The 24625-nt window shown below is 73.9% G+C and carries 29 protein-coding genes and 1 tRNA gene; 11 read left to right on the top strand and 19 right to left on the bottom strand.

Annotated elements, in window-relative coordinates; all coding sequences use genetic code 11:
- The first annotated feature begins 8 nt into the window (after positions 1-8).
- The 6 genes from xseB (at position 9) to NBH00_RS10120 (ending at position 4890) form a co-directional block, all read left to right on the top strand.
- Positions 9-272 carry an exodeoxyribonuclease VII small subunit gene (gene xseB, locus NBH00_RS10145; RefSeq protein WP_254573220.1) on the top strand — a complete coding sequence of 88 codons (264 nt, stop codon included), beginning with the start codon at positions 9-11 and terminating at the stop codon, positions 270-272.
- Positions 273-292: 20 nt separating this feature from the next.
- Positions 293-1363 (top strand): enolase-like domain-containing protein, encoded by a 1071-nt coding sequence (locus NBH00_RS10140; RefSeq protein ID WP_254573219.1) that lies wholly within the window; start codon positions 293-295, stop codon positions 1361-1363.
- Positions 1360-1899 carry an acyl-CoA thioesterase gene (locus tag NBH00_RS10135; protein WP_254573218.1) on the top strand — a complete coding sequence of 180 codons (540 nt, stop codon included), beginning with the start codon at positions 1360-1362 and terminating at the stop codon, positions 1897-1899. Before NBH00_RS10140 ends, NBH00_RS10135 begins: the two co-directional genes overlap by 4 nt.
- Before the next feature lie 4 nt (positions 1900-1903).
- Positions 1904-3259, top strand: coding sequence for a M20/M25/M40 family metallo-hydrolase (locus NBH00_RS10130; RefSeq protein ID WP_254573217.1), 1356 nt, complete (start codon positions 1904-1906; stop codon positions 3257-3259).
- Between the two features lie 103 nt (positions 3260-3362).
- Positions 3363-4157 carry a 3-hydroxyacyl-CoA dehydrogenase family protein gene (locus tag NBH00_RS10125; RefSeq protein WP_254573216.1) on the top strand — a complete coding sequence of 265 codons (795 nt, stop codon included), beginning with the start codon at positions 3363-3365 and terminating at the stop codon, positions 4155-4157.
- On the top strand, positions 4144-4890 hold the full coding sequence (locus NBH00_RS10120; protein ID WP_302182744.1) for a DUF3159 domain-containing protein: 747 nt from the start codon (positions 4144-4146) through the stop codon (positions 4888-4890). The genes NBH00_RS10125 and NBH00_RS10120 overlap by 14 nt, the downstream gene beginning before the upstream one ends.
- A 466-nt stretch (positions 4891-5356) precedes the next feature.
- Here NBH00_RS10120 and NBH00_RS10115 read toward each other — a convergent pair whose 3' ends face one another.
- Both NBH00_RS10115 and NBH00_RS10110 read right to left on the bottom strand, forming a co-directional pair.
- Positions 5357-6676 (bottom strand): hemolysin family protein, encoded by a 1320-nt coding sequence (locus NBH00_RS10115; RefSeq protein ID WP_254573215.1) that lies wholly within the window; start codon positions 6674-6676, stop codon positions 5357-5359.
- Positions 6677-6801: 125 nt separating this feature from the next.
- Positions 6802-7047, bottom strand: coding sequence for a 4a-hydroxytetrahydrobiopterin dehydratase (locus NBH00_RS10110; protein WP_254573214.1), 246 nt, complete (start codon positions 7045-7047; stop codon positions 6802-6804).
- Positions 7048-7066: 19 nt separating this feature from the next.
- On the opposite strand from NBH00_RS10110, the gene NBH00_RS10105 reads away from it, so the two are divergent.
- Positions 7067-7957 carry an ABC transporter substrate-binding protein gene (locus NBH00_RS10105; RefSeq protein WP_254573213.1) on the top strand — a complete coding sequence of 297 codons (891 nt, stop codon included), beginning with the start codon at positions 7067-7069 and terminating at the stop codon, positions 7955-7957.
- Positions 7958-7974: 17 nt separating this feature from the next.
- Entirely contained in the window at positions 7975-9096 is a 1122-nt protein-coding gene (locus NBH00_RS10100) for a glycosyltransferase family 4 protein (RefSeq protein ID WP_302182743.1), read from the top strand.
- On the opposite strand, the gene NBH00_RS10095 is transcribed toward NBH00_RS10100, so the two are convergent.
- From NBH00_RS10095 to NBH00_RS10065, 7 genes are all read right to left on the bottom strand, one after another.
- A complete protein-coding gene (locus NBH00_RS10095) occupies positions 9086-9973 on the bottom strand; it encodes a rhomboid family intramembrane serine protease (protein WP_254573212.1) in 888 nt (295 codons plus the stop codon). The genes NBH00_RS10100 and NBH00_RS10095 overlap by 11 nt on opposite strands.
- A gap of 52 nt (positions 9974-10025) precedes the next feature.
- Positions 10026-10778: an anti-sigma factor gene (locus NBH00_RS10090; RefSeq protein ID WP_254573211.1), complete on the bottom strand. Its 753-nt coding sequence runs from the start codon at positions 10776-10778 to the stop codon at positions 10026-10028.
- On the bottom strand, positions 10775-11371 hold the full coding sequence (locus tag NBH00_RS10085; RefSeq protein WP_254573210.1) for a sigma-70 family RNA polymerase sigma factor: 597 nt from the start codon (positions 11369-11371) through the stop codon (positions 10775-10777). Before NBH00_RS10085 ends, NBH00_RS10090 begins: the two co-directional genes overlap by 4 nt.
- Positions 11372-11443: 72 nt before the next feature.
- Positions 11444-11821, bottom strand: coding sequence for a hypothetical protein (locus NBH00_RS10080; RefSeq protein ID WP_254573209.1), 378 nt, complete (start codon positions 11819-11821; stop codon positions 11444-11446).
- Positions 11821-12348 (bottom strand): RNA polymerase sigma factor, encoded by a 528-nt coding sequence (locus NBH00_RS10075; protein ID WP_254573208.1) that lies wholly within the window; start codon positions 12346-12348, stop codon positions 11821-11823. The genes NBH00_RS10080 and NBH00_RS10075 overlap by 1 nt, the downstream gene beginning before the upstream one ends.
- A gap of 17 nt (positions 12349-12365) precedes the next feature.
- Positions 12366-12656: a hypothetical protein gene (locus NBH00_RS10070; RefSeq protein WP_254573207.1), complete on the bottom strand. Its 291-nt coding sequence runs from the start codon at positions 12654-12656 to the stop codon at positions 12366-12368.
- Entirely contained in the window at positions 12656-14317 is a 1662-nt protein-coding gene (locus NBH00_RS10065) for a 1-acyl-sn-glycerol-3-phosphate acyltransferase (RefSeq protein WP_254573206.1), read from the bottom strand. The genes NBH00_RS10070 and NBH00_RS10065 overlap by 1 nt, the downstream gene beginning before the upstream one ends.
- A 45-nt stretch (positions 14318-14362) precedes the next feature.
- Between NBH00_RS10065 and NBH00_RS10060 the strand changes: the two genes are divergently transcribed.
- The gene (locus NBH00_RS10060; RefSeq protein WP_254573205.1) at positions 14363-14938 is read left to right on the top strand and encodes a hypothetical protein; all 576 of its coding nucleotides are present in this window, start codon (positions 14363-14365) and stop codon (positions 14936-14938) included.
- Between the two features lie 17 nt (positions 14939-14955).
- On the opposite strand, the gene NBH00_RS10055 is transcribed toward NBH00_RS10060, so the two are convergent.
- The 4 genes from NBH00_RS10055 to NBH00_RS10040 all read right to left on the bottom strand — a co-directional run bounded on the left by NBH00_RS10055 (position 14956) and on the right by NBH00_RS10040 (position 17804).
- Complete coding sequence (locus tag NBH00_RS10055; RefSeq protein WP_254573204.1) at positions 14956-15195, bottom strand: hypothetical protein; 240 nt, start codon at positions 15193-15195, stop codon at positions 14956-14958.
- Between the two features lie 57 nt (positions 15196-15252).
- Positions 15253-16884 carry a peptide chain release factor 3 gene (locus NBH00_RS10050; protein ID WP_254573203.1) on the bottom strand — a complete coding sequence of 544 codons (1632 nt, stop codon included), beginning with the start codon at positions 16882-16884 and terminating at the stop codon, positions 15253-15255.
- Between the two features lie 36 nt (positions 16885-16920).
- Positions 16921-16993, bottom strand: a tRNA-Thr gene (locus NBH00_RS10045).
- 196 nt (positions 16994-17189) lie between these two features.
- The gene (locus tag NBH00_RS10040) at positions 17190-17804 is read right to left on the bottom strand and encodes a J domain-containing protein (protein ID WP_254573202.1); all 615 of its coding nucleotides are present in this window, start codon (positions 17802-17804) and stop codon (positions 17190-17192) included.
- A gap of 72 nt (positions 17805-17876) precedes the next feature.
- Here NBH00_RS10040 and trhA point away from each other — a divergent pair, with 72 nt between their 5' ends.
- Positions 17877-18545: a PAQR family membrane homeostasis protein TrhA gene (gene trhA, locus NBH00_RS10035; protein WP_254573201.1), complete on the top strand. Its 669-nt coding sequence runs from the start codon at positions 17877-17879 to the stop codon at positions 18543-18545.
- Positions 18546-18586: 41 nt separating this feature from the next.
- Positions 18587-19471 (top strand): ATP-grasp domain-containing protein, encoded by an 885-nt coding sequence (locus NBH00_RS10030; protein ID WP_254573200.1) that lies wholly within the window; start codon positions 18587-18589, stop codon positions 19469-19471.
- 12 nt (positions 19472-19483) lie between these two features.
- On the opposite strand, the gene NBH00_RS10025 is transcribed toward NBH00_RS10030, so the two are convergent.
- The 6 genes from NBH00_RS10025 to cysS all read right to left on the bottom strand — a co-directional run bounded on the left by NBH00_RS10025 (position 19484) and on the right by cysS (position 24590).
- Positions 19484-20224, bottom strand: a complete 741-nt coding sequence (locus NBH00_RS10025) for an N-acetylmuramoyl-L-alanine amidase (protein WP_254573199.1) — start codon at positions 20222-20224, stop codon at positions 19484-19486.
- Between the two features lie 9 nt (positions 20225-20233).
- Complete coding sequence (locus NBH00_RS10020) at positions 20234-20596, bottom strand: hypothetical protein (RefSeq protein ID WP_254573198.1); 363 nt, start codon at positions 20594-20596, stop codon at positions 20234-20236.
- Between the two features lie 31 nt (positions 20597-20627).
- A complete protein-coding gene (sigH, locus tag NBH00_RS10015; protein WP_254573197.1) occupies positions 20628-21275 on the bottom strand; it encodes an RNA polymerase sporulation sigma factor SigH in 648 nt (215 codons plus the stop codon).
- 213 nt (positions 21276-21488) lie between these two features.
- Complete coding sequence (locus tag NBH00_RS10005) at positions 21489-22250, bottom strand: methylated-DNA--[protein]-cysteine S-methyltransferase (protein WP_302182725.1); 762 nt, start codon at positions 22248-22250, stop codon at positions 21489-21491.
- Between the two features lie 40 nt (positions 22251-22290).
- The gene (gene rlmB / locus NBH00_RS10000; RefSeq protein ID WP_254573196.1) at positions 22291-23238 is read right to left on the bottom strand and encodes a 23S rRNA (guanosine(2251)-2'-O)-methyltransferase RlmB; all 948 of its coding nucleotides are present in this window, start codon (positions 23236-23238) and stop codon (positions 22291-22293) included.
- Positions 23235-24590 carry a cysteine--tRNA ligase gene (cysS, locus tag NBH00_RS09995; protein ID WP_254573195.1) on the bottom strand — a complete coding sequence of 452 codons (1356 nt, stop codon included), beginning with the start codon at positions 24588-24590 and terminating at the stop codon, positions 23235-23237. Before cysS ends, rlmB begins: the two co-directional genes overlap by 4 nt.
- Between the last annotated feature and the right edge of the window lie 35 nt (positions 24591-24625).

Raw genomic sequence — 24625 nt, 5'->3', positions numbered from 1 at the left:
ACCCGCCGATGACCGACGAGCCCGCCGCCCCGCCGACCGTCCCCGCCCCGCCGCCGGCCGCGGCCCCCGCCTCCTACGAGGCCGCGACCGCCCGCCTGGAGGAGATCATCCGCCGCCTGGATTCCGGTGACGCGGGCCTGCGCGAGACGCTCGACCTCTGCCGCGAGGGGCGCACGCTCGTCGAGTACTGCGCCACCGAGCTCGACGCGGTCGGGCAGGGTCTGCAGGAGCTGCGCCTCGACGAGCTCGTCGCCCGTCTGGAGGCCGGGTGAGCGAGGGGTAGGATCGTCCCGTGACCCCCTCCGGCTCCCTCTGGTCCCGTGTCGCGGGGCTGCCCCTGACGATCGAGGGCTACACGCTCGAGCGGCTCGAGCAGGACGTGTCGTCCGGGTTCACCCGGGTCTCGACGGTGATCCGCCTGCAGGGCGCCGGCACCGACGGCATCGGCGAGGAGGTCACGTACGACGCCGAGGACCAGGACGCGCTGCAGGCGGCCGGGCCGGCCCTGCCGCTCGCCGGCGAGTGGACGCTCGAGAGCTTCTGCGCGCACCTGCGCGGCCTCGAGTTGTGGCCGCAGCCCGCGCTGCGGCCCGCGTCGGTCCTCTACCGCGTCTGGGCCTACGAGTCCGCCGCCCTCGACCTCGCGCTGCGCCAGGCCGGGGTGCCGCTCCACGAGGTGCTCGGGCGCGCGCCGAGGCCGGTCCGCTTCGTCGTGTCGCTGCGCCTCGGCGAGCCGCCGAGCCTCGAACCGCTCACGGACCGCCTCGAGCGATACCCCGGCCTCCAGTTCAAGCTCGATCCGACGAACGACTGGACGCCGGAGCTCATCGACGCGATCGCCGCCACGGGGGCCGTCGAGTCCCTGGACCTCAAGGGCCGCTACGTCGGCTCGATCGTCGACGTCGCCGCGGACCCCCGGCAGTACCGGCTCCTGCTCGACGCCTTCCCGGACGCGTGGCTCGAGGATCCGCACGACGACCCGCGCGTCCAGGCCCTCATCGCCCCAGTCCAGGACCGCGTCACCTGGGACGCGATCATCCACGGACTCGACGATATCCTCGCGCTCGACCCGGCGCCGAAGATGGTGAACGTCAAGCCCTCGCGCGTCGGCGGCGTGAAGCCCCTGCTCGACGTGTACGACCACTGCGACGCCCACGGGATCGCCATGTACGGCGGCGGCCAGTTCGAGCTCGGGTGCGGCCGCGGGCAGATCCAGTACCTCGCCTCGCTCTTCCACCCCGACGGGCCGAACGACGTGGCGCCCGGCGGGTTCAACGACCCGCAGCCCCCGGCCGGCCTGCCGGAGAGCCCGCTGCCGGCGCTCGTGCAGCCGACCGGCTTCCGCTGGGGGGAGGACGCGTGAAGCAGCGCGGGAGCGTCGAGGGCTGGCCGTACTCGTTCGTCGACACCGTCCGCTACGGCGACCTCGACGCGAACCGGCACCTCAACAACGTCGTCTTCCTGCAGTTCTTCGAGAGCGCGCGGATCGCCTACGTGGAGTCGCTGCTGCCCGCCTACGGCTCGAGCGCGACGAACGACTTCGGGCTCATCTTCGCCGAGGCCCACATCAACTACCGGGCGCCCGCCTTCCACGACGAGGCCATCCGCACCTGGATCCGCCCGTTCGCCCTGCGGCGCTCCTCCTTCCGGATGGCGTTCCGGATGGTCGCCGAGCGGGACGGCCGGCTCCTCGCCGAGGGCTGGGGCGCCATGGTCGGGTACGACTACGAGACCGGGCAGGCGACCGGGCTGCGGTCCGAGCTCATCGAGGTGCTCCGCGAGGCGGGCGCGGCCGACGCGGAGGTCGAGGCCCTCACCGAGCTGCGCGAGCCGGTCCCGCCGTCCCCCCGGCCCGAGCCCGGGGCCCCACCCCCGCCGCCCCCCGACCTGGAGGCCTGACCCCATGCCCCCGACCGACCTGCCCGCCACCGTGCGGGAGCTTCTGCCCGGCCTGCGCGAGGACCTCGCGCGGCTCGTCGCCATCCCGTCGATCGCCTTCCCGGGCTTTCCCGAGGGGCCGGTCACCGACGCCGCGCAGGCGACGCTCGAGATCCTCCGCGACGCCGGCCTGAGCACCGCCGAGCTCATCGAGATCCCCGGGGCGCCGTCCGCCGTCTTCGGCGAGCTGCCGGGCCCCGCGGGCGCGCCGACCGTCCTGCTCTACGCCCACTACGACGTGCAGCCCGAGGGTGACCGGGCCGCCTGGACGAGCGACCCCTACGAGCTCACGGAGCGCGACGGACGCCTCTACGGCCGCGGCGCCGCCGACGACAAGTGCGGCGTCGTCCTCCACGCCGGGACGCTGCGCGCGCTCCTCGCCGGCGGTCAGGCGCCCCCGGTGACGATCAAGGTCATCGTCGAGGGCGAGGAGGAGACCGGGCGCGGCACCTTCGAGGCCGCCGTGCAGGCCGACCCCGGGCGCTTCGCCGCGGACGTCATCGTCGTCGCCGACAGCGGCAACTGGAAGGTCGGCGAGCCGACGCTGACGACGACCCTCCGCGGGCTCTGCGTCGTCGACGCCGAGGTCCGCACGCTCGCCGGCGGCCCGGTGCACAGCGGGCTCTTCGGCGGCCCGGTGCCCGACGCGCTCATCACGCTCTCGCGGCTGCTCGCGACGCTCCACGACGAGGCGGGCGACGTCGCCGTCGAGGGCCTCGTGCGCCAGGCGTGGGACGGCCGCCCCGTCGACCCCGCGGAGCTGCGCCGGTCCGCCGGCGTCGCCGGCGGCGTCGAGCTCGTCGGCACCCCCGCCCTCGCCGAGCAGCTCTACATGCGCCCGTCGATCACCGCGATCGGGCTCGACGTCCCCGCCATCGACGGCGCCGCGAACGCGCTCGTCCCCGTCGCGACGGCCCGTCTCAGCGCCCGCCTCGCCCCCGACCAGGACCCGGCGGCGGCCCAGGACGCGATCATCGCGCACCTCGAGGCCCACGTCCCCTGGGGCGCGCGGCTCACCTGCACCCGCCGGGAGGCGGCCGCCGGCGCGGTCCTCGCCGGCGGCGGGCCCGCGGCGGCCGTCGCCGCCCGGGCGATGGCGGAGGCCTACGGCAAGGATGCGGTCAAGGTCGGCTCCGGCGGCGCGATCCCGCTCTGCGTCACCCTCGCCCATGCCTTCCCGGACGCCGAGATCGTCCTCTGGGGCGCCTGCGACGACGGCGCCCGGATCCACTCCGCCGACGAGTCCGTCGACGTCGGCGACCTCGAGCGCGCTACCCTCGCCCAGGCGCTCTTCCTCCAGTCCCTGGGGTCGCGCGCCTGACCCGAGGACGGTGGCGGCGGGACCGCTCCTCGGACGCCACGACCGCACGTGACGTCCGGGAGCCGCACCGCAGTGAACGCCGCCGTTTGCTTGGATGCCGCCCATGCAGGAATCCATCGCCATCGCCGGAAGCGGCGCCATCGCCACCGGCTTCGCCGCCGCCGCCGCCGGGCACGGGGAGGTCGTCCTCTGGGCGCGCTCCGACGCCTCGGCCGCCCGCGCCCGCGCCGCCGTCGACAAGCTCACGAGCCGCATGGAGGGCGTCGACGGCGCCGCCGTGAGGATCGTGACCGACCTGGAGGAGCTCCAGGGAGCGACCGTGATCGTCGAGGCGATCAGCGAGGACCTCGAGGCCAAGGCGCCGCTCCTCAAGCAGCTCGCGGCCCTCGGCGGTCCGAACACGATGCTGTGCACGACGACCTCATCGCTGAGCGTCCACGTCCTCGCCTCGGCGGCGGGCGTCCCCGAGCGCTTCGTCGGCCTCCACGTCTTCAACCCCGTCACCCGTATGGAGCTCGTCGAGCTCGCGTACGCGGACGAGACGGTGGAGACGATCCGCGCCCGCGCCCGCGACCTCTGCGTCGTCCTCGGCAAGAAGGCCGTCGAGGTGCCGGACATCGCCGGCTTCGTCGTCAACCGCCTGCTCTTCCCGTACCTGTTCAGCGCCGTCGACCTCATGGAGACCTCCGGGCTCACCCCCGAGGCGATCGACACCTGCATGAAGCTCGGCGCCGGCCACCCGATGGGCCCGCTCGCCCTGCTCGACTACGTCGGCCTCGACGTGTCCTCGGCGATCGGCGAGGCCATCGGCGTCCACGTCCCGCACCGCATCCACGACCTCGTCGCGATCGGCTCGCTCGGGAAGAAGTCCGGAAAGGGCTTCTATACCTACGACTGAGCCCCCCGCTCCGTCGCCTCAGGCCCCGGGCCCCTCGGGCCCGGGGGCCCTCGCGGACGCCCTCGGCGGCGTCCGCGGGACCATCGAGTCCTCCGTCCCGCCCGTCGCGTTTGTCATCGCGTACACCGCGACGGGCCAGGACACGAAGGCCTCCTCGCTCGTCGCCGTCGCGGTCGCCGTCGTGCTCGGGCTTCTCCGGCTCGCCCAGCGGGAGACGCCGCAGTACGCGATCACCGGCGTCGTCGGCGTCGCGTTCGCGGCCTTCGTCGCGACCCGCACCGGCAAGGCCGAGAACTTCTTCCTGCCCGGTCTCCTGCTCAACGCGGCGTACGCGGCGGCCTACTTCGTCTCGATCCTCATCCGCCGCCCGCTCATCGGCGTGCTCGTCGCCGGCCTCTCCGGCGCAGGCAAGGGCTGGCGGGACGACCCGGGGCCCATGCGCGCCTACACCCGGGCGAGCTGGCTGTGGGTCGTGCTCTTCGGCGTCCGGCTGCTCGTGCAGCTCCCCCTGTACCTCGCGGGCTCGGTCACCGCGCTCGGAGTCGCGAAGACCGCGATGGGCCTGCCCCTCTTCGGCATCGGCATCTGGCTCACCTGGCTGCTCGTCCGCGAGCACGCAGACCTCGGCGAGGGCGCTCCGGGCGGGCCTCAGGCAACCGACGGCGACGGCGAGGGCGACGCCGACGGCCGGAGCGACGCCGACCCGGACTCCGGCGCCTCCCTCGTGCGGTAGCCGTGCCGCCCAAAGAGGCCGTGCCGCCGGTACGGCGGTTTTAGGGGCGGTTCAGGATCGCGGCGCATACTCCGCCTTGCGAACGTACCTCGCAAGTGCACCTCCTCCCAGCAGCACGACCGGCCCGCGGAAGCGGGCCGGTTGCCGTTCGGGGCCGCTTGCCCGCCGGTGGGGCTCGGCCCGGATCCCGGAAACGCGGAACGGCCGGGACGCTTGCGCGAGCCCGGCCGTTCGGCACGTTCGGCGGACCCACCCCGGTCCACCAATGCGCCTCCCCGGCGTCGTCCCACCGACGGTCGGGGAAGGGCGTGATCCGGATGCCGTCCCACGGGCATCCGAGTCACCACTATGCCCGGGGAACGGGTCGAAAACTTGTGTCGACATTAGACATGGCGCATAGGCGCTCAAGTTCGGGTCTGTGAACACACGGAACGGCGACCTGCGGCGCCGCGACGCGAATGCCTGCTCAGGTGGGGCTGTCGAAGCCGACCTGGGAGACCCGCGACTCGCGGATGCGCACGGCCTCGATGCGGTTCTCGCGCACGGACTCCACCCGGATCGTGTAGCCGTTGGCGTTCACCGTGTCTCCGCGGCGCGGGAGGCGGCCGAGCTCGGCGAAGACGAACCCGCCGACGGAGTTGTAGGCGTCGGTGTCCACCGGCAGCTCGAGCCCGTGGTCCTCCAGGTCGGTGATCGCGACGTGGCCGCGGACGAACCAGTCGCCGTTCGCGAGCCGCCGGATCTCGCCGCCGGCCGGGTCGGTCTCGTCGTCGATCTCGCCGACGACCTCCTCGATGATGTCCTCGACGCTCACGATGCCGGCGACGCGGCCGTACTCGTCGACGACGACCGCCATCGACGAGCGCGTGCGCTGCAGGTCGGCGAGCAGGTCGTCGAGCGGCTTCGTCTCGGGGACGATCGGCGCGTCGGTGACGAGCGACTCGATCGAGGCGTGGGGCCCCTCCGCCATGAGCGCCCGCGCGAGCGAGTTCGCGTGGACGAGGCCCTTCACCCGGTCCTGGTTCTCGTCCTCGGTGACGACGAGGCGCGTGTGCCCCGACGAGACGCAGCGGCGCAGCGCGGTCTCGACGTCCTCGCTCGTGTCGACGGTGACCACGGCCGGGATCGGCGTCATGACCTGCCGTGCCTCCTGCTCGTGCAGGTGGAAGACGCCGTGGAGCATCCCGGCCTCCCCCGCGTCGAGCTGACCGCCGGCGCGCGCCTGGCCGATCATGATGCGCAGCTCCTCGGGCGTCGCGCCCTCCTCCATCGCCGTGTCCGGGTCGATGCGCAGGGTCCGCAGCAGCGCGCTCGACGTCGCGTTGAGCGCGGTGATGAACGGGCTCATGGCCTTCGTGAAGGCGATGAGCGGCCGGGCGACGCGCATCGCCGTCTTCTCCGCCTTGACGATCGAGTAGATCTTCGGGACCTGCTCGCCGACGGTGATGTGCACCGACGTGACGATGAGGTAGGCGATGATGATCGAGATCGCGACCTTGACGCCGTGGGAGATGCTCCCGAAGAGCGGCTCGAGGAGCACGGCGATGGCCGGCTCGCCGAGGAAGCCGATGCCGAGCGAGGCGAGCGTGATGCCGAACTGGCAGGCCGAGAGGTACTGACTCAGGTCGTCGAGCAGCACGAGGACGCGCTTCGCGGCCGCGTTCCCGTCGTCGGCGAGATCCTCGATCCGCGACCGGCGGGCGCGCACGAGCGCGAACTCGGCGGCGACGAAGAACCCGTTCACGAAGACGAGCAGGACGACGGCGAGCAGCAGGAGCACGCTCATGGGGTGCCCCCGGTGGACCGGAGGTGTGGGGGTCCGGCCAGTGGGCTCGGACTTCGAGAGGGGTCGTCAGGCATCGGTCCGGCTGTTCCGAACGGTAGCAGCGCCCTCGGCGCTTGTCGCGGGGCTCAGCCGGGGAAGTCGTCGATGGCCGCGGCGAGCGCATGGTCCGCGTCGGTCACCGTGCCGCCCGCGTCGTGGGTCGCGAGCGTCAGCCGGACCTTGTTCCACCCGTGCAGGAGGATGTCCGGGTGATGGTTGCGGGCCTCGGCGAGCGCCCCCACGGCGTTGACGTACGCGAGCGCCGCGGCGAAGTCCGCGAACTCCCGCTCGGCGACGAGCGCGCCGCCCTGCTCCTGCCACTGCTGGCTCATTGCACTACCGTCCCTCTGGATGCGGATCGTCAGTCTCGTGCCTCACGCCACCGAGTTGCTCTACGCGCTCGGCCTCGGTGACGAGGTCGTCGCCGTGACGCACGAGTGCGACTATCCCACGGAGGCGCAGGCCAAACCACAGGTGACCCGGGATCGGCTGCCGCCCGGGCTCAGCGCCGCCGAGATCGACCGCGCCGTCCGGGAGCGGACGGAGGCCGGCGACGCGATCTACGAGCTCGACGAGGAGCTCCTCCGCGAGCTCGAGCCCGACCTCATCGTCACCCAGGCCCTCTGCCCGGTCTGCGCCGTGAGCTACGACGAGGTCGCGGAGGTCGCCCGGCGGATCGCGACGTGCCCGAAGGTCATCGCGCTGGACCCCAAGACGCTCGGGGAGACGATGGGCGACATCCGCACCCTCGCCCAGGCCACCGGGCGCCGCGACGCCGGCCTCGACCTCGTCGCCCGCCAGCGGAGCCGGATCGACCGCGTGAAGATCGCGGTCCGCGGGGCCGACCGCCCCCGGGTCGCCGCGATCGAGTGGTTCGACCCGGTCTTCATCGGCGGCCACTGGACCCCGCAGCTCATCGACCTCGCCGGCGGCATCGACGTCCTCGGCCTCCCCGGCGAGCATTCCGCGCAGGTCATGTGGGAGGACGTCATCGCCGCCCGGCCCGAGGTCGTCGTCTGCATGCCGTGCGGGTACGACGCGCCGCGCGCGCACCTGGAGTCCGAGCTGTACGCGCATGAGCTGCGGCGCCTCAGCGCCCGCGACGTCGTGGCGGTCGACGCGGCGGCGACGTTCTCCCGGCCGGGCCCGCGTCTCGTCGACGGGCTCGAGCTCCTCGCCCATGTCCTGCACCCGGACCTCGTCGGGCCGCCCGCGTACCCCCCGATCCCCGTCGCGCTGTAGTCCGCACCGTCCTCTACCTGCACTCGTCCGCCGGCCGCTACGGCGCGGACCGCCAGCTCCACGCGATCGCCACGGGCCTCGACCCCGACCGCTACCGGGCGCTCGTCGCGCTGCCCGAGGACGGCGAGCTCTCGGAGGACCTGCGCGCGGCCGGGATCGAGGTCCTCGTCCGCCCGCTCGCCGTGCTGCGCCGGTCGATCATGTCCCCCGCCGGCCTCTCACGGGTCGTGGCGGCGTGGGCGGCCGACGCCGGCGGCCTCGGTCGCCTCGCCCGCGCCCGGGGGGTCGCCCTCGTCCACACGAACACGTCGGTGACGCTCGGGGGGTCGGCGGCCGCCCGTGTCGCCAGCATCCCCCACGTCTGGCACGTGCGCGAGATCTACACCGGCTTCGACCGCTGGTGGCCGGCCTACCGGCGCCTGCTGACGACCGCGGACGCGCTGCCGTGCGTGTCGCGCGCGACGCGCGACCAGTTCGGCGGCCTCGGCCGGGCGACGGTCCTGCACGACGGGCTCGCGGTCGTCCCCCGGCGCGCCGACCGCGCCGCGTCGAGGGCCGCACTCGGCCTCCCGCCCGACGCGACCGTGCTCGCCGTGCTCGGCCGGGTGAGCGGCTGGAAGGGCCAGGACGTCGCGGTGCGGGCGCTCGGGGACGCCGCGCTGCGCGACCGCTCGGACGTCGTCCTCGCGATCGCGGGTGACCCCTGGCGCGGCGAGGAGCGGCACCTGCGCGAGGTCCACGAGCTCGCGGCCGGGCTCGGCCTGCGCGATCGCGTCCGGCACGTCGGCTTCCAGGACGACGTCGACGTCGTCTACGGGGCCGCGGACGTCGTCCTCGTGCCGTCCAAGCAGCCGGACCCCTTCCCGAACGCCGCGCTCGAGGCGGCCGGGGCCGGGTGCTGCGTCGTCGCGTCCGACCACGGCGGCCTGCCGGAGATGCTCGCCGACGGCCGCACCGCGGTGCTCGTCCCGCCCGACGACCCCGCCGCGCTCGCCGCGGCGGTCGCGGGGCTCGTGGACGACCCGGCCCGGCGGGAGCGCCTCGGCGCCGCGGCCGCGGCCGACATCGCCGAGCGCTTCTCCACGGCGCGGATGCTCGAGCGCATCCAGGCGCTCTACGACGTGCTGCTCAGCGCTTGATGAGCTGATCGAGGAACGCCGCGCGCTCCTTGCAGAACGAGCCCGCGCCGCAGTTGCTCTTCGCGACGGCGATGCCGCCCCCGGCCGCTGCGAGCGCCATGACGGCGAGCACCGCGTAGACGGCGAGCTCCTTCGTCCGGCGCTTGTCGAGCTCGTGGAGCACGAGCGTCGCGAGGCCGCCGCCGACGAGGCCGCCGATGTGGCCGCCGATCGAGATGCCGCTGAGCGTGAAGCTCAGGACGAGGTTCAGCAGGATCGTGGGGCCGATGCCGGACGCCATCGGGTCGATCCCCCGGGCCCGCATCTCCATGAAGGCGACGCCCATGAGGCCGAAGATCGCGCCGGACGCGCCGACGGTCGGGCTGTCCGGGGTGACGAGCAGCGCGCCGATCGACCCGGTGAGCATCGAGACGAAGTACAGCCCGACGAAGCGGCGCTTGCCGATCGCCGGCTCGAGGAGGTTCCCGAGCCACCACAGGATGTACATGTTGAAGCCGATGTGGAGCAGGCCCGCGTGGAGGAAGCCGCTCGTGACGAGGCGGTAGTACTGGTGACCCTCGGCGATGCTCGGCCCGTAGAGCTCGCCGCGGAGGGCGAGCGAGCCGGAGGTCCCGCCGCTGCCGATGTTGAACTGCCCGCTCGCGAGGAAGACGATGACGTTCAGCGCGATGATCGCCGTCGTCGCCTGGACCGCGCCGCTCCGCGAGATGTCGCTGATCGTCCTGACCTGCGTCTTCTGCTTGGAGCACTCCGGGCAGCGCATCCCGACCGGCGTCGGGGTCATGCAGTCCGGGCAGATGAAGCGGCCGCAGTTGGAGCACGCCACCCCGGTCTCGCGGGAAGGGTGGCGGTAGCAGGTCGTCGTCTGGGTCGACATCGGGTGAGAGCGACGCTAGCAGCCGTGCTCGCGCGGGCGGCCGCCGGCCGGCTCAGCTGAGCGAGGCGGAGATGAGCTGCGTGCCGGTCGGGCTCGAGCTGCCGCCGTCGGGCTCGTCGGTGACGAGGATCCGGTCGACGTTCTTCACGCTCTCCTCGATCGGGACGACCGCGCTGCCGTCGGTCCGCACGTTGAAGAGCGTGTGCGTCGGGACGGGGGTCGCGGAGCCCTTGCGGGTGATCCACACCTGGTAGACCTTGCCCGCCGGCGCGGCCGGGAGCCGCACGACGTGGAGCGCGGCCTGGCCGCCGCGGACCGAGACGGTCGCGGTGGCGCCGCTGGCGGCGACCTGCGCGGTGACGCTCCGCGTCGACGGGCTCGAGTCGCTGCTGAGGAGCACCCCGCCGGCCACGCCGACGGCGATGAGGACGCTGGCGAGCCCGCCGGCGGCCGCCGGGCGCAGCATGAGTCCGGAGCCCCACCAGCGGCGCCGCGGGGCCTTGTCGCGCGCGGGCGCGGGGACGCGGTCGGCCTCGGAGCCGGAGGCGCGCAGGAGCTCGGCCTCGGAGTCGACGATGCGCATGATGCGGTCGCGGAGCTCCGGCGGCGGCGCGAGCTGCGGCGCGGCGATCGGGAGGGTGTCGACGACGATCTGGAGCTCCTCGACCTCGTGACGGCACTCGCGGCACGTGCGCAGGTGCTGCGCGTAGTCGGCGTGCTCGTCGGCGGACAGCGCGCGCAGGAGGTAAGCCCCCGCGTCGACGGCGTGCTCGCACTCGGGCAGCGAGCAGTCGTGCAGGCTCACGACGGAAGCTCCTTCAGGCCGGCGAGCTGACCGCGCATCTTCTCCAGGCCGAGCCGCATCCGTCCCTTGACGGTGCCGATCGGGGTGTCGAGCATGCGGGCGATCTCGGAGTGGGTGAAGCCGCCGAAGTAGGCGAGCTCGATGACGCGGCACTGCTCGGCGGGGAGCGTCTCCAGGGCGGTGCGGACCTCGCGGGCCTCCTCGCGGCGACCCGCCTCGACGTCGGTGCGCTCGCGCGCCTCGAAGCGCTCCTCCAGGCCCTCGTCGCTCGCCCGGCGCTTGTCGTGGCCGATCGAGCGCCGGAGCGAGTCGATCGCGCGGTTGTGGACGATCCCCAGGACCCAGGTGCGGACGCTGCCGCGGGCGCGGTCGTACCGCGCGTTGGAGCGCCAGAGGCTCAGGAAGGCCTCCTGCACGACGTCCTCGGCGGCGTTTCGGTTCTGGGTCATCCGGTAGGCAAGGGAAAAGGCGGCGGTGGAGTGGCGCTCGTAGATGCAGGCGAACGCAGCGTTGTCGCCCTTGCGGACGAGCTGCATCAGGTCTTCGTCTGCCATGTCGACAAGCGCCATCGGCTCGTTCTTCGGCTGGGTCATGCGTTTCGGATCACCGTTCGGTGGGTGCGGCGTAAACGGGCACGTACACGCTCAGCGACCGACTCTACGCCGCTAGCGGTCGAGCAGGCGGCGGGTCTCGTCCGCCACCGCACGGACAGTGCGCTCGGCGTAGTCGAGCGGGTCGCTCGCCTTCTGGCGGCGGCGGCCCCGCGACTGGTGCACGCGCAGGGCGACGAGCGCCGCGCCGGCGCCGGCACCGACGGCGGCCGCGATCGCCGGCCGGGCGACGTTGTCGACCCAGCGGCGGGGATCGCCGATGGCGGCGAGCTCCCAGGCCTCGAGCTCCTCGGCCGCGAGGTCCGTGAGCGAGGTGAGCGTCTCGTCGAGGCGGACGGCGAGGTCCTCGGGCGGCTCGACCGGCGCGAGCGCGCGGCGGAGCATCCCCTCCAGGTCGATCGGGGACTCGGAGCCCTGGCCCTTGGCCGCCATCAGGCGGGCGCCCCCTGCGCCTGGACGATGCCCTCCAGCTGCTTGATGGCCCGGTGGATGAGGACCTTCGTCGCGCCGTCGGTCCGTCCCATCGCCCGGGCGATCTCGCGGTTGTCCATCCCGAGCGCGAAGCGCATGATGAGCGCCTCGCGGCGGTCGTCCGGCAACTGCTGGACGCCCTCGAGGATCCGTGCGAGCTCGTCCCGGCCCTCGACGAGGTCCTCCGTCGTATGCACGGTCCGCAGGTGCTGCGTGTCGTCGATCGGCGTCTGCGGCTTGCGCGAGCGGTCGCGGTAGAGGTTCGCCGCGAGGTTGTGCGCGATGCGGATGAGCCACGGGCGCAGCGGCCGGCCGTCCGACTCGGCGACGGCGCGCTCGAAGTGGCGGTAGGCCTGGAGGAACGTCTGCTCCGTGAGGTCCTCCGCGTCGTGGTGGTTCCCGACGCGGTAGTACGCGTAGGAGTACACGTCCTTCAGGTGCGCGCGGTAGAGCTCGGTGAACTCGCGGTCGAGGGTGGCCTTGTCCACCCGCCAAGCCTACGCGGTCAGCGTCGGCCCGCGCGCAGACGCGCCCGGGCCTGCAGCACGACGAGCGCCGCGCCGGCCACGCCGCCGATGGCGACGGCGGCCACCGGGCGCGTGACGCCCGGGATCCAGTTCTTCGGGTCGCGCATCGCCGAGAGCTCCCACGCGTCGAGCTCCTGCTCGGCGAGGTCGGCGATCGACAGCAGCGTCTGCTCCAGGCGCAGCGACAGGTTCTCCGGCGGGTCCACCGGGCGGAGGGCCCGCTGGAGCATCGCCTCGAGGTCCAGGTCGCCGAGGAGCAGCTCCGCCATCAGGCGGCCCTCCGGACCTTGCCGGCCTGCGCGGGTGCGGTGACGCCGGCGGCCCAGGTGGCGACGTCCTCGTCGCCCTCGAGGACCGCGGCGAGGCCGGCGAGGACCGGGGCGCGGACGCCCGCGTCCCGGAGGGCGGCGGCGACGAGCGGCACGGAGCGCAGCGCCTCGGCGGTCTGCCCGAGGGTCGGCTCGATGTCGGCGCGGGCGACGCCGCGGCCGAGGAGCTCGCCGGCGCGCCGGTTGCGCGAGCCGGCCTCGACGACGGTGGCGACGAGGTCGCCGGCGCCCGCCAGGCCGGTGAAGGACTCGGCCCGCCCACCGCGCCGGCGGGCGTACTCGCTGACCTCGCTGAAGACCTTGCCGGCGGCGGCGCCCGCGGCGTTCGGGCCGGCGGCGGCCGCCGCGGAGGCGGCGAGGACGGCGGCGTTCTTCGCGACGGAGGCGAGCTCGACGCCGACGACGTCGGCGGAGGTCTCGATCTGGAAGCCGGCGGCGCCGAAGACCTCGCCGAGCTGCTGGAGGAAGGCGGGGTCGTCACTGGCCGCGACGAGCGACGCGCCGTTGGCGACCGCGTCGGCGGCGTGGCCGGGGCCGGCGAGGCAGCCGACGGCGGCGGTGCCGACGCGGGCGGCGACGTGCTCGACCGGCGTGGAGCCGTCCGCGCCGACGAGGCCCTTGGCGAGGACGAGGACGCCGGCCCGGGAGCGGACGCGTGCGCCGTGCTCGGCGACGACGGCGGGCAGCGCGCCCGTCGGGACCGCGAGGACGACGAGATCGGCGGCCTCGAGGTCGAGCTCGGAGGCCTTCACGACGCTGAGATCGCCGGGGAGCGTGACCTCGGGGAGGTAGCGGGCGTTGACGCGGCCGGCCGCCTCGATGGCGTCGGCCTGGGCGGCCGTGCGACAGCCGAGCTGGACCTCGATGCCGGCGCGCTGGAGCGAGACGGCGATCGCGGTCCCCCACGCCCCGGCGCCGACGACGGCGGCGCGGCGGACGGGCGGCAGGCCGCCGAGCCACTCCCACTGGAGCATGACGTTCGGCCAGATGCGGTCGGTGACGGCGCCGGCGAGCTCCGCGCTCGGGTGCTCGACGCGCGGGAACTGCAGCGGGCGGCCGGCGCGGATGCGGACCTTGTGCGGGCGGATGCGCCAGCCGCGGCGGATCGCCTCGGTGCCGATGACGGCGAGCGGGACGACCGGGGCGCCGGTCTCCAGGGCAAGGCGGCCGACGCCGCGCTTCGGGCGGCCGAGGGCGCCGGGGCGCACGCGGGTGCCCTCGGGGAAGATGAGGACGCAGTCGCCGCGCTCGAGGATCTGCCGGGCGGTGCCCATGGCGTCCTCGTCGGCGTGGCCGCGATCGATCGGGAAGGCGCCGAGCGAGTTCAGGAACCAGCCCTGCAGCCGCTGCGAGAAGAGCTCCTTCTTCGCCACGTAGTACATCGGCCGGCGCGCCATCGTCGCGATGACGAACGGGTCCAGGAACGAGCGGTGGTTCGCCGCGAAGATGACCGGGCCGGTGACCGGGATGTGCTCGCGACCGACGCGGCTGAGGCGGAAGTACACGTGGAAGAACGGCTGGAACAGCCCGCGGACGATCCAGTACACGAGCGGGTTGACCCCGTTGGTGCGGGCTCGGTCCAGGTGGGCGTTCTGCGTCATCGTCTGGCATACCCGCGGCCTGCCTCCGTGGTTACAGTGGACCCCATGTCGATCGACCGTGCCAAGACCGCCCGTGGGGCCATCGCCGGAGCTGTGGCGGCGGTGGTGTGGGCCGTGCAGCAGCCCATCGACAAGCGCGTCTTCGACGTCGACTACGACGACTGCGAGCTCCTCGGGGCCGCGGTGACCGACGGGCCGGGCGTCGTCCCGGCCGGCTGGGCCCTCCACACGCTCAACGGGGCGCTCTTCGGGGCGGCGTACGCGAACCTCGCGCCGCGCCTGCCGCTGCCCTCGTGGGCGCGCGGGCCGGCGGTCGCCCTCGTCGAGTCGACGGCGGCGTGGCCGGGGACGGCGTTCATCCCCTCGCTGCACCCGCGCGGCGAGCGCTTCCCGAAGCTCTGGGGCTCCGCGCCGGCGTTCGCGCAGGCGACGTGGCGGCACCTGCTCTTCGGCGTCGTGATGGGCGAGCTCGAGCGGCGCTTCAACGCGCCCGAGGTCGAGGAGGTCCCCCCGTCCTACGAGCACGTCGTCTCGACGAACGGCCACGGCTCGCTCGAGAACGCGCTCGTGACGATCACCCCGGTCGCCGGCCCGGACGAGGGCGGCGACGACGCGGAGTAGCTCCCCTCCGGGCCCGCCTACAGGTCGAGGTGGAGCTGGGCCGTCGGCTTGAGCGGCTCGGGGCGTGGCGGGGCGTCGGGCTGCCCGGCGGGCTTGTAGACCTGCAGGACGTCGCGGAGCGCGAGCGGCCGGGCGGGACGGCCGTCGCACCGGACCACGGTGATGCGGCCGAGGCGCGAGCCCTGGACGACGGCGTGGAAGCGGCCCGCGGAGTCCTGGGCGAGGACGAGGTCCCCGGGGCTGATCGACACGCTCACGGTCTGCCAAGGGTACGCCGTCGGCGGACGTCCTCCTGCCTCGGGTCCGACCTGCCACTACCGCGTCAGCATGGTGTCCAGCAGCACGTCCGGGTTGCGCTCCTGGAAGAACTGCAGGACGAACGGGCTCTGGAAGACGGCGAGGCGCGTGCCGTCGGTGCGGACGAGGACCTCGGCCTGCGAGTGGTGCCTCAGCGCGGCCTCCCCGCCCTCGTCGGTGCGACGGGCGGTCGTGTAGGGCGTCGGCTCGAGGCGGATCGCCGCGCCGAACTCCGTCGCCATCCGCTCCTGGGCGACGTCGAACTGCAGCTGGCCGACCCCGCCGAGCACGGGCGTCGGGTCGCCGTTCACACGCGTGAGGAGGTGGACGACCCCCTCCTCGTCGAGCTGCTGCAGCCCCTTGCGGAACTGCTTCGTGCGGCCGGTGTCCGCGTTGCGGGCGAAGGCGAAGAGCTCCGGCGCGAGGCTCGGGATCGGCGGGTACACGACCGGCTCGGACGCGTAGAGCGTGTCGCCGATCGTGAGGTCGAGGGCGTTGACGACGCCGATGACGTCGCCCGGCCACGCCTCCTCGAGCGCCGCGCGCTCCTGCGCGAAGACCTCGTGCGCGTAGGACATCGTGAACGGCTTGCCGGTGCGCGCGTTCATGACCTTCATCCCGCGCTCGAAGTGGCCGGAGCAGATGCGGATGAAGGCGACGCGGTCGCGGTGGCGCGGGTCGGAGTTCGCCTGGATCTTGAAGACGAAGCCGGAGAACGGCGAGGTGAGCGGGCGGTGGCCGCCCTCGAGGTCGACGTGCGCGCTCGGCGGCGGCGCGAGCTCCATCAGCGCCTCGAGCAGCAGGCCGACGCCGAAGTTCGACACGGCCGAGCCGAAGAAGACCGGCGTCGTGCGCCCGGCGAGGAACGCCTCGTGGTCGTGCTCGGCGCCGATCGCCTGCAGGAGCTCGACCTCCTCCATCGCCGTCGTCCACGCGTCGCCCTCGGACTCCGCGGCCTCCTCCGGCGTGAGGATCGTCGTCGGGACGACCTTGCTGCCGCCGGCGACCCGCTCGAAGCGGTGGAACGCGCCGGTGCGCAGGTCGATGACCCCGCGGAAGTCGCCGGGGATGCCGACCGGCCACGTCACCGGCGTCGGCTTGAGGTCGAGCGTCTCCTCGATGTGGTCGAGGAGGTGCAGCGGATCCAGGCCGGGACGGTCGTACTTGTTGATGAGCGTCAGCAGCGGGATGTTGCGCGCCTTGGCGACCTCGAAGAGGCGGAGCGTCTGCGGCTCCACGCCCTTGGCGCCGTCGAGCAGCATGACCGCCGAGTCGGCCGCCGAGAGGACGCGCAGCGTGTCCTCGGAGAAGTCGCGGTGGCCCGGGGTGTCGAGGAGGTTGAACGTCACGTCCCCGACGGAGAAGTGCAGCGCGGTCGAGGTGACCGAGATGCCCCGTCGCCGCTCGAGCTCCATCCAGTCGGAGGTCACGTCGCGGCCGCGGCCCTTGGACCGGACGGCGCCCGCCTCCTGCACCGCGCCGCCGTACAGCAGCAGCTTCTCGGTGAGCGTCGTCTTGCCCGCGTCCGGGTGCGAGATGATCGCGAACGTCCGCCGCCGCCTCGCCGCGTCGAGCGTCGCCCGGTCGGTGTTGGACACGGGCTCGGACGCCGCGGCGGTGGGATCGTCTGGGGTCGTCGGGGTCGACATCTGCGGCCGACCACGGTAGAGGACCGGGGGCGCGAGAGCCGGAGACGGGACTCGAACCCGTGGCCTTTGCTTTACAAGAGCACTGCTCTACCAGCTGAGCTACTCCGGCGCGGGGGGTGAGTCTACGGCGTGGGCGACCGGCCTCGAGGCGTCCGCCACGAAGGCTGCGAGGTCGGACGCCGCGGGTGGAGCGGAATGCAGCCACTGTCGCCCAGCGACAGTGGCTGCATTGCGGTTGCGCGGCCGTGACCTCCGTCCGCCGTCTTCAGTCGCCTGCGCCCTTCGCGACGCCCCGCGGCAGCCCCTCAGATCCGCCCGCTCACCGTCTGCGCGATCGTGAGCGCGATGTCCGGCTTGATGTCCCCGAAGTCGAAGCGGCGCCCCGCGTGGTTCCGGACGCGGACGGAGGCGGTGCCCCGGCGGCGGGGCCAGTTGAGCTTGAAGTCGACCTCGGCGACGTCGCGGAAGCGGAGCGAGCGGATGCGGTGGGTCGGCTGGTCGTCGGCGAGCCACAGCAGGCGGCGATCGGTGAGCGCGAGCCGGGTCTCGGGGCTCGCCCAGGTCGCGGTCGGGACGACGAGGGTCACGCGCTCCTCCTGCTCGAGGGCCGCGAGGAGCTCGGCGCCGAGCGCGCGGCGGATCGCGTCCGGCAGCCAGCCGCCGCGCTCGCGGCGACCGCCGGCGGTGGCCGGGGCGGACGACGGCGCCGGCCCGGCCGCGGCCATGTCGTCGCTCAGCGTGCCCGCGGCGGCACGGGCGCGCAGCTCGTCGAACGCCGCGTTGATGCGCGCCATGACCTCGGCGGCGCGCGGGTCCTGCGTGACGTCGGGGTGATGCGACTTGGCGAGCGCGCGGTAGGCGACCGTCGCCTCCTCCAGCGAGGCGTCGTGCGGCAGGCCGAGCACGGCGTGAGGATCCATCGTCCCCGTGCTCCGCGTCAGGTCGGTCCGCCGACGGTCATCACGGCCACGGTACCGCCATGATGTGTCGTCATGGCGACGCCTTCCGCGCCCCTCCCCGTCCCGGTGAAGCCGCGGCTGCGCGGTGTCTCGCACGAGATCGCCTTCTTTGTCGCGGCCGCGCTCGGCGTCGCGCTCGTCGTGACGGCGCCCGGCGGCCGGGCGACGGCCACCGCGATCGTCTACGCCCTCGGGGTGTGCGGCCTCTTCGGCATCAGCGCGCTGTACCACCGCCGTACCTGGGCGACCGAGCGGGCGCGCATGTGGATGCGGCGCCTGGACCACTCGATGATCTTCGTCTTCATCGCGGCGACGTACACGCCGGTCGCCGTGCTCGCGCTGACCGGGACGCTCGCCACCGTCATCCTCGTCGTCGTGTGGAGCGGCGCGCTGCTCGGGACGGCCGTCTCGCTCTGCTGGCCCGGCGCCCCGAAGGCGCTGACCGCGACGGTGTACATCGCCCTCGGCTGGGTCGCGGTCGCCGCGATGCCGCAGCTCTGGGACCACCTCGGGGCGTGGAGCGTCATCGGGCTCGCGGTCGGTGGGGTCCTCTACACGCTCGGGGCCGTCGTGTACGCCCGCGGCCGCCCGGACCCACGTCCACTCGTCTTCGGCTACCACGAGATCTTCCATGCCTTCGTCATCGCCGCTGCCGCCGCGCACTACAGCGTGATCGCGTTCGCGGTCCTCCCGCGCGGCTGACCGGGTGTCGCCCGGCCGCGTGGTGGCGTAGCGTCATCGGGATGCGGACCGCCATCGCGACGTGTGCCCAGCTGCCGCACGGCCTGGCCGAGGAGGAGCTCGCCGCCGCGCTCGACGCGACCTGGGAGGTGTGGGACGACCCGGCCGCGGACTGGGACGCCTACGACGTCGTCCTCGTCCGCTCGGTCTGGGACGCCGACCAGCGCCGGGACGAGTTCGTCGCCTGGGCCCGTCAGGTCGCGGAGGGCAGGTGCCTGCTCAACCCCGCGCCGGTCCTCGAGTGGAACACCGACAAGGTCTACCTCGCCGAGCTGCCGGACGCGGGCATCCCGACGGTCCCCACGACGTTCCTCGCCCCCGGCGTCCCGCTGCTCGACGAGACGCTCGAGGGGCTCGGCGCGCCGGAGGAGTTCGTCATCAAGCCGACGCAGTCCGCGGGGGCCCGCGACACCGCGCGCCTCGTGACGGCGGGCGGCGTCGCCGCGGCCGCGGCGCTCACCGCCCGCATCCAGGCGTCCGGCAAGACCGTCATGGCCCAGCCCTACCTCGACGCCGTGGACGAGCGGGGCGAGACGGCGCTGCTGTACTTCGGCGGCGCGTTCTCCCACGCGATCCGCAAGGGCCCCATCCTCACGGTCGGCGCCGACCTCATCACCGGGATCGCCGCCGCCGACCCCGACATCGAGGCTCGTGATCCGTCCGCCGCCGAGCGCCGCCTCGCCGACCGGGTCATCGGCTGGCTCACGCAGCGCTTCGGCGGCCCGCTGGCCTACGCCCGGATCGACCTCGTGCCCGGCTTCGACGCCGCGCCCGTCGTCATCGAGCTCGAGCTCACCGAGCCGCAGCTCTACCTGCCGTACTGCGAGGGCTCCGCCGACCGTCTGGCGGGGACCGTGCGGGCGCTCGCGTCGTCCGCCCCGCGCTGACCGGGCCGGCGCTCAGCGCCGCAGGAACCGCGCGATCCCGTTCGCGATCGCGCGGGCCTCGCGCAGCCGGTAGTGCGCGTCCCCGAGGCGACGGGCATCGGTGGCGTTGCGCATGTTGCCGGTCTCGATGAAGACCGAGGGCACGTCGGACAGGCGCAGGCCGCCGAGATCGCTGCGCCGGTCGATCCCGTCGCGCCCGAGGTAGTTGGCGTACGGCTCCCCGGTCCCGGCGCGGAACGCGTCGCGCAGCGCCACGGCGAGCCGGTGCGACGCGCTGAAGATGTCGTCGGTGAGGCCGGGGATGCGCGCCGGCTCGATGACGTGGAACCCGCGGTCGGAGGCCCCGGCGCCGTCGGCGTGGATCGACACGGTCGCGTCGGCGTGAGCCCGGTTGGGGATGCGGGCGCGCTCGTCGATGCACGGCCCCACCCCGGTGTTGCTCGATCGCGTCATGACGACGCGGGCGCCGCGGTGGCGCAGCACGCGCCGGGTCCGCAGCGCGACGTCCCAGTTGTACGCCGCCTCGCTGTAGCCGGCGTCCGTCGCCGTGCCGGTCGTGTCGCACGCCTTCGTCTGGCCCTGACCGATGGGGACCGGCCGGTTGATCGCGCTCGGCGCGCCCGCGTTGCCCCCGTTGTGCCCGGGATTGATCGCGATGACGGTGCCGGTGAGCGGGCCCGCGGAGGCCGAGGCGGCGGCCGCGGGCACGGCGACGAGGGTGGCAGCGGTGAGCAGCAGGGCGGCGGTACGCACCGCCCGACCCTAGCGGGCGACCCAGCCGTCGCCCGAGCGGCCGAGGCGGATCTCGCGCACGTCACCGGCGAAGACCGCATGGAAGACGGCCTCGTCGGCGTCGATGCCGGGCTTGTCGATGACCTGGACGAGGTGGAGGGCGTCGGGTGTCTGCGGGCCGGCGGCCTCGCGCGCGGCGGCCTCCAGGATGTCGCGGGCCCACCCGTTGTCGTCGGCGTGGGCCTGGGCGAGCGCCTGGTTGGCGGCGGTCAGGCGCGCGAGGAGCTGGCCGTCACGCGCCTCGGTGCGACGCCGCGCGATCCGGGCGCCGACGACGACGACGAGGACGGCGGCGAGCGCGACGGCGAGCAGGACGATGTCGAGCGTGTTCACCGGGTCAGCTTAGATGAGCAAGCTCTCATCTTCAGTTGAGGACCGCGCGGCTCCCGAGGTGGACGCCGATCTTGCGCTTCACGCGCTGCAGGGCGTTGTCGACCGTCTTCGTGTCGCAGCCGATCCGCTCGCCGACCTGCTCGTAGGAGTAACCGTCGAGGTAGAGCGCCAGGACGCGGGACTCGAGCTCCGAGAGGGCCGAGGAGAGGCAGTCGACGAGCGAGCGCAGCTCCTCGGAGCTGATGACCTGGTTCACCGGGTCGTGGACCGTCGGACCGGGGAGGATCTCGTCGAGGGTCGGCTCACCCTCCATCGAGCTCGAGGGGCTCGACGAGAAGGACACGTACTGGTTCAGCGGCGTGTGCTTGTTCCGGGTCGCCGTCTTCACCGCGGTGATGATCTGCCGCGTGATGCAGAGCTCCGCGAAGTTGCGGAAGCTCGACTCGCGGTCGGTGCGGTAGTCGCGCACGGCCTTGTAGAGGCCGACGAGGCCCTCCTGGATGAGGTCGTCGCTGTCGCCGCCGGCCAGGAAGTACGAGCTGGCCTTGAGCCGGACGAAGCCGTAGTAGCGGCGCACGATCCGGTCGTACGCGGTGGGGTCCCCTTGCTTGGCAAGGGCGATCAGGTAGCCATCTTCAACCTGAAGTTGACCCTGAGATTGGGTGGAGATTCGTGCCACGAGTCGTTCCTTTCGCCCGCTTTCAGGCAGGGCAGTTGACTCAGTGGCGCACTCCTCCCCTGGCGCCAGCTGAACAAACCTGTCGGTTTCTCAACCTCAGGTTGACAGTTATTGCGGCGAACCTAACCGCGTTATGAGCCCCTGTCAAGGCGAATCGGACATCCTGCAACGCGCCTTGCGCGCGCGGGCAGGAAACCGCCCGCGCAGGTCGGGTCAGGCGTCGTCCGGCGCGCACCGGCGGCACGCCCGGAGGCCCAGCTCCCGGGCGGCGGCGGGCCCCGAGACGTACACGACGTTCTCCCGGTCCGGCCGGCCGGCGCACGACGGGCGGCAGTAGACGCCCGTCGTCCTCACCCCCACCGTGAACGTGCCGTCGGCGGTGCGGTCGCGCGCCTCGACCGCTGCCCAGCAGCAGTCGTCGTCGAGGCCGGGCGCCCCGCCGGCGACGCGGGCCTCGAGGACCAGCAGGCGGCGCTTGGCCTCCAGGCCCCCGGCGTAGCCGGTGAGCGCCCCGGACGCCCCGACGACGCGGTGGCAGGGGACGATGACCGAGATCGGGTTGCGGCCGTTGGCCGTGCCGACCGCGCGCGCGGCGCCCGGGCTCATCGCGAGCCCCGCGGCGAGCGCGCCGTAGGACGTCGTCGTGCCGTACGGGATCCGGACGAGCGCGTCCCACACGTCCTGCTGGAGCGGGCTGCCCGCCGCGGCCGTCGGCAGGTCGAACGCCCTGCGCTCGCCGGCGAAGTACTCGGCGAGCTGGTCGGCGGCGGCGGCGAGGACGCCGTCGGGCGTCCGCGTCATCGGGAGGGCACGGGCGCGAGCCGACGCCTCGGTGCGATGGCCCTCGGTGAAGACCCCGGTGAGGCGGTCCTCGCCGTCGGCGACGAGGAGGAGCGCGCCGATCGGGCTCTCGACGGTCGCGGCCCGGGTGGCGGTGGCGGCGGCGGTGACGGTGCGTTCGCGGAGGGCGGTCATACGGGCAGAACGCCCCGGGCCGCCGGAACGTGAGGTCACGTCAGCCGCGAGCCCGGACGGCCTCGTAGAGCAGCGCCGCGGCGGCGGCGCCGACGTTCAGCGATCCGATCGAGCCACGCAGCGGCAGGGCGACGAGCGCGTCGCAGCTATCGGCCACGCGCGGGCGCAGGCCCTTGCCCTCGGCGCCCATGACGAGGACGACCCCGCCGGTCCAGTCGATGTCCGTCCACGGGGTCGACCCGGCCTCCCCGGCGGCGCCGTAGACCCAGAGGCCGGCGGTCTTCGCCTCGGCGAGGAAGTCCGCGAGGTTCCGCACGCGGGCGATCGGGAGGTGCTCGATCGCGCCCGCGGAGGCCTTCCCGGCGGCGGCGGTGACCTCGGCGGACCGGCGCTCCGGGATGACGAGGCCCGTCGCGCCCGCGCATTCGGCGGTCCGGGTGATCGAGCCGAGGTTCTGGACGTCCTGCACCTCGTCGAGTGCGACGATGAGCGGCGCGTCGGCGCGCAGCAGGGCGGCACCCTCGGCGTACGGGAAGCGCCCGGCGATCGCACACACGCCCTGGTGCCCGTCCGAGCCGCAGCGGGAGGCGATCTCGTCGCTCGTGGAGATCCGCACGTCCACGCCGCGGAGCCACGGCTCGTGCGAGGCCTGCTCGGTCGCCCACAGCGAGCGCACGGGCCGGAGCTTCGCGCGGAGCGCCTCGTGGACGGCGTTGCGGCCGTAGATGACGTTCGGGTCCGACCCGCCCGCCGCCGGGGCCTGGCCCCGGGCGGGCTCGGGCCGCCGGCCCGTGCCCCCGGGCTTGTCGGGGCGGCCCGCCGGCTTGTCGGGGCGTCCGCCCGGCCGGTCCGGGCGTCCGGCGGGCCGGCCACCGCGCGATCCGCCGCCGCCCCCCGGGCGACCACCGCGCGGCCCGCCACCGCCGGCGCCTCCGCCACCGCCTCCGCCGCGCCCCCCGCCACCACCGCTGCCGCCCCGCCCGCTCATGCGCGCACCAGCTCGTAGCCGGCGGCGACGTCGCGGACGGTCCAGCCGGCCGCCGCGATCTCGTCGCGCAGCCGGTCGGACTCGGCGAAGTCCTTCGCCGCGCGGGCGGCGACCCGCGCCTCGGCGAGGGCGACGACCGCCGGCGGCGGCCCGTCACCCTCGGTGTCGAGCAGGTTGTCGAGCGCGAGGACCGCGAGCATCTCGCGCAGGTCCGCGCCGCCGACCTCCTCGCCCGGCGCGGCGGAGTTCGCCGTCCGCACCCAGTCGAACACCGCGGCGAGGGCCCGCGGCGTGTTGAAGTCCTCGGCCAGCGCGGCGAAGAACGTCTCCTTCAGCGGCGCCGACCAGTCCGGCGACGGCCCGGCCGTCAGCCGCCGGCCCGCCTCGCGCACCCGGCGCACGCGCGCGGCGGCGTCGGCGAGCGTCGAGTCGTCGAGCTGGAGCGGCCCGCGGTAGTGCCCGCCGCAGAAGAACATGACGACGGCGTCGCGGCCGTGCTCGGCGAGGACCTCGGGCAGCAGCGAGATGTTGCCGACGGACTTCGCCATCTTCTCGCCGCCGAGCTGGAGCATCCCGTTGTGCATCCAGATGCGGGCGAGATCGCCGCCGCGGCCGCAGCGGGTCTGCGCGGCCTCGTTCTCGTGGTGCGGGAAGGTCAGGTCGTTGCCGCCGCCGTGGATCTCGAAGCCGACGCCGAGGAGGTCCTCGGCCATCGCCGAGCACTCGATGTGCCAGCCGGGGCGCCCGCGGCCCCAGGGCGCGTCCCAGGCGGTATCCTCCCCCGGCTTCTGCGCCTTCCAGAGCGCGAAGTCGAGCGGGTCCTCCTTGCGGGTGAGCCCCTCGCCGCCCTCGCCCTGGTCCATGTCCTCGATGAGACGGTGCGACAGCGACCCGTAGGCGGCGTCGGCGCGCACCCGGAAGTACACGTCGCCGTCGGCGGCGTAGGCGGCGCCGCGCTCGATGAGCGCGGAGATGAGGTCGATCATGCCGCCGACGTACTCGGAGGCGAGCGGCTCGTGATCGGGACGGCCGAGCCCGAGGCCGTCCGTGTCGGCGCGGTAATGGGCGCTCATCTCGTCGGCGAGCTGCTGCGACGGGACGCCGAGCGGCCGGGCCGCGTCGTAGATCTTGTCGTTGACGTCGGTGATGTTCGCCACGAGCGTCACCGCGTAGCCCTCGTGCTCGAGGAAGCGCTTCAGGAGGCTGTAGACGACGAACGGGCGGGCGTTGCCGATGTGGATGCGGTTGTACACCGTCGGGCCGCACGCGTAGATGCCGACCCGCCCGGGGTCGCGCGGCTCGAGGGGCGCGAGCGCACCGGAGTGGGTGTCGTGCAGGCGGATCGGGCGCATTCGTCCGCGCAATCTACGCGCCGCGGGTGGCGCGC

It is taken from the genome of Paraconexibacter antarcticus (assembly GCF_024220175.1).
Taxonomy (GTDB): Bacteria; Actinomycetota; Thermoleophilia; order Solirubrobacterales; family Solirubrobacteraceae; genus Paraconexibacter; species Paraconexibacter antarcticus.
The sequence above is the reverse complement of the archived record's forward strand: the minus strand, read 5'-3'. Positions and strand labels throughout refer to the sequence as shown.

Bases quoted from the DNA above. Each gene is read 5' to 3' on its own strand.
- xseB (WP_254573220.1), top strand. From the start codon at position 9: ATGACCGACGAGCCCGCCGCCCCGCCGACCGTCCCCGCCCCGCCGCCG.
- NBH00_RS10130 (WP_254573217.1), top strand. From the start codon at position 1,904: ATGCCCCCGACCGACCTGCCCGCCACCGTGCGGGAGCTTCTGCCCGGC.
- NBH00_RS10125 (WP_254573216.1), top strand. From the start codon at position 3,363: ATGCAGGAATCCATCGCCATCGCCGGAAGCGGCGCCATCGCCACCGGC.
- NBH00_RS10115 (WP_254573215.1), bottom strand. From the start codon at position 6,676: ATGAGCGTGCTCCTGCTGCTCGCCGTCGTCCTGCTCGTCTTCGTGAAC.
- NBH00_RS10110 (WP_254573214.1), bottom strand. From the start codon at position 7,047: ATGAGCCAGCAGTGGCAGGAGCAGGGCGGCGCGCTCGTCGCCGAGCGG.
- NBH00_RS10105 (WP_254573213.1), top strand. From the start codon at position 7,067: ATGCGGATCGTCAGTCTCGTGCCTCACGCCACCGAGTTGCTCTACGCG.
- NBH00_RS10095 (WP_254573212.1), bottom strand. From the start codon at position 9,973: ATGTCGACCCAGACGACGACCTGCTACCGCCACCCTTCCCGCGAGACC.
- NBH00_RS10085 (WP_254573210.1), bottom strand. From the start codon at position 11,371: ATGACCCAGCCGAAGAACGAGCCGATGGCGCTTGTCGACATGGCAGAC.
- NBH00_RS10080 (WP_254573209.1), bottom strand. From the start codon at position 11,821: ATGGCGGCCAAGGGCCAGGGCTCCGAGTCCCCGATCGACCTGGAGGGG.
- NBH00_RS10070 (WP_254573207.1), bottom strand. From the start codon at position 12,656: ATGGCGGAGCTGCTCCTCGGCGACCTGGACCTCGAGGCGATGCTCCAG.
- NBH00_RS10065 (WP_254573206.1), bottom strand. From the start codon at position 14,317: ATGACGCAGAACGCCCACCTGGACCGAGCCCGCACCAACGGGGTCAAC.
- NBH00_RS10060 (WP_254573205.1), top strand. From the start codon at position 14,363: ATGTCGATCGACCGTGCCAAGACCGCCCGTGGGGCCATCGCCGGAGCT.
- NBH00_RS10050 (WP_254573203.1), bottom strand. From the start codon at position 16,884: ATGTCGACCCCGACGACCCCAGACGATCCCACCGCCGCGGCGTCCGAG.
- NBH00_RS10040 (WP_254573202.1), bottom strand. From the start codon at position 17,804: ATGGATCCTCACGCCGTGCTCGGCCTGCCGCACGACGCCTCGCTGGAG.
- trhA (WP_254573201.1), top strand. From the start codon at position 17,877: ATGGCGACGCCTTCCGCGCCCCTCCCCGTCCCGGTGAAGCCGCGGCTG.
- NBH00_RS10030 (WP_254573200.1), top strand. From the start codon at position 18,587: ATGCGGACCGCCATCGCGACGTGTGCCCAGCTGCCGCACGGCCTGGCC.
- NBH00_RS10005 (WP_302182725.1), bottom strand. From the start codon at position 22,250: ATGACCGCCCTCCGCGAACGCACCGTCACCGCCGCCGCCACCGCCACC.
- rlmB (WP_254573196.1), bottom strand. From the start codon at position 23,238: ATGAGCGGGCGGGGCGGCAGCGGTGGTGGCGGGGGGCGCGGCGGAGGC.
- cysS (WP_254573195.1), bottom strand. From the start codon at position 24,590: ATGCGCCCGATCCGCCTGCACGACACCCACTCCGGTGCGCTCGCGCCC.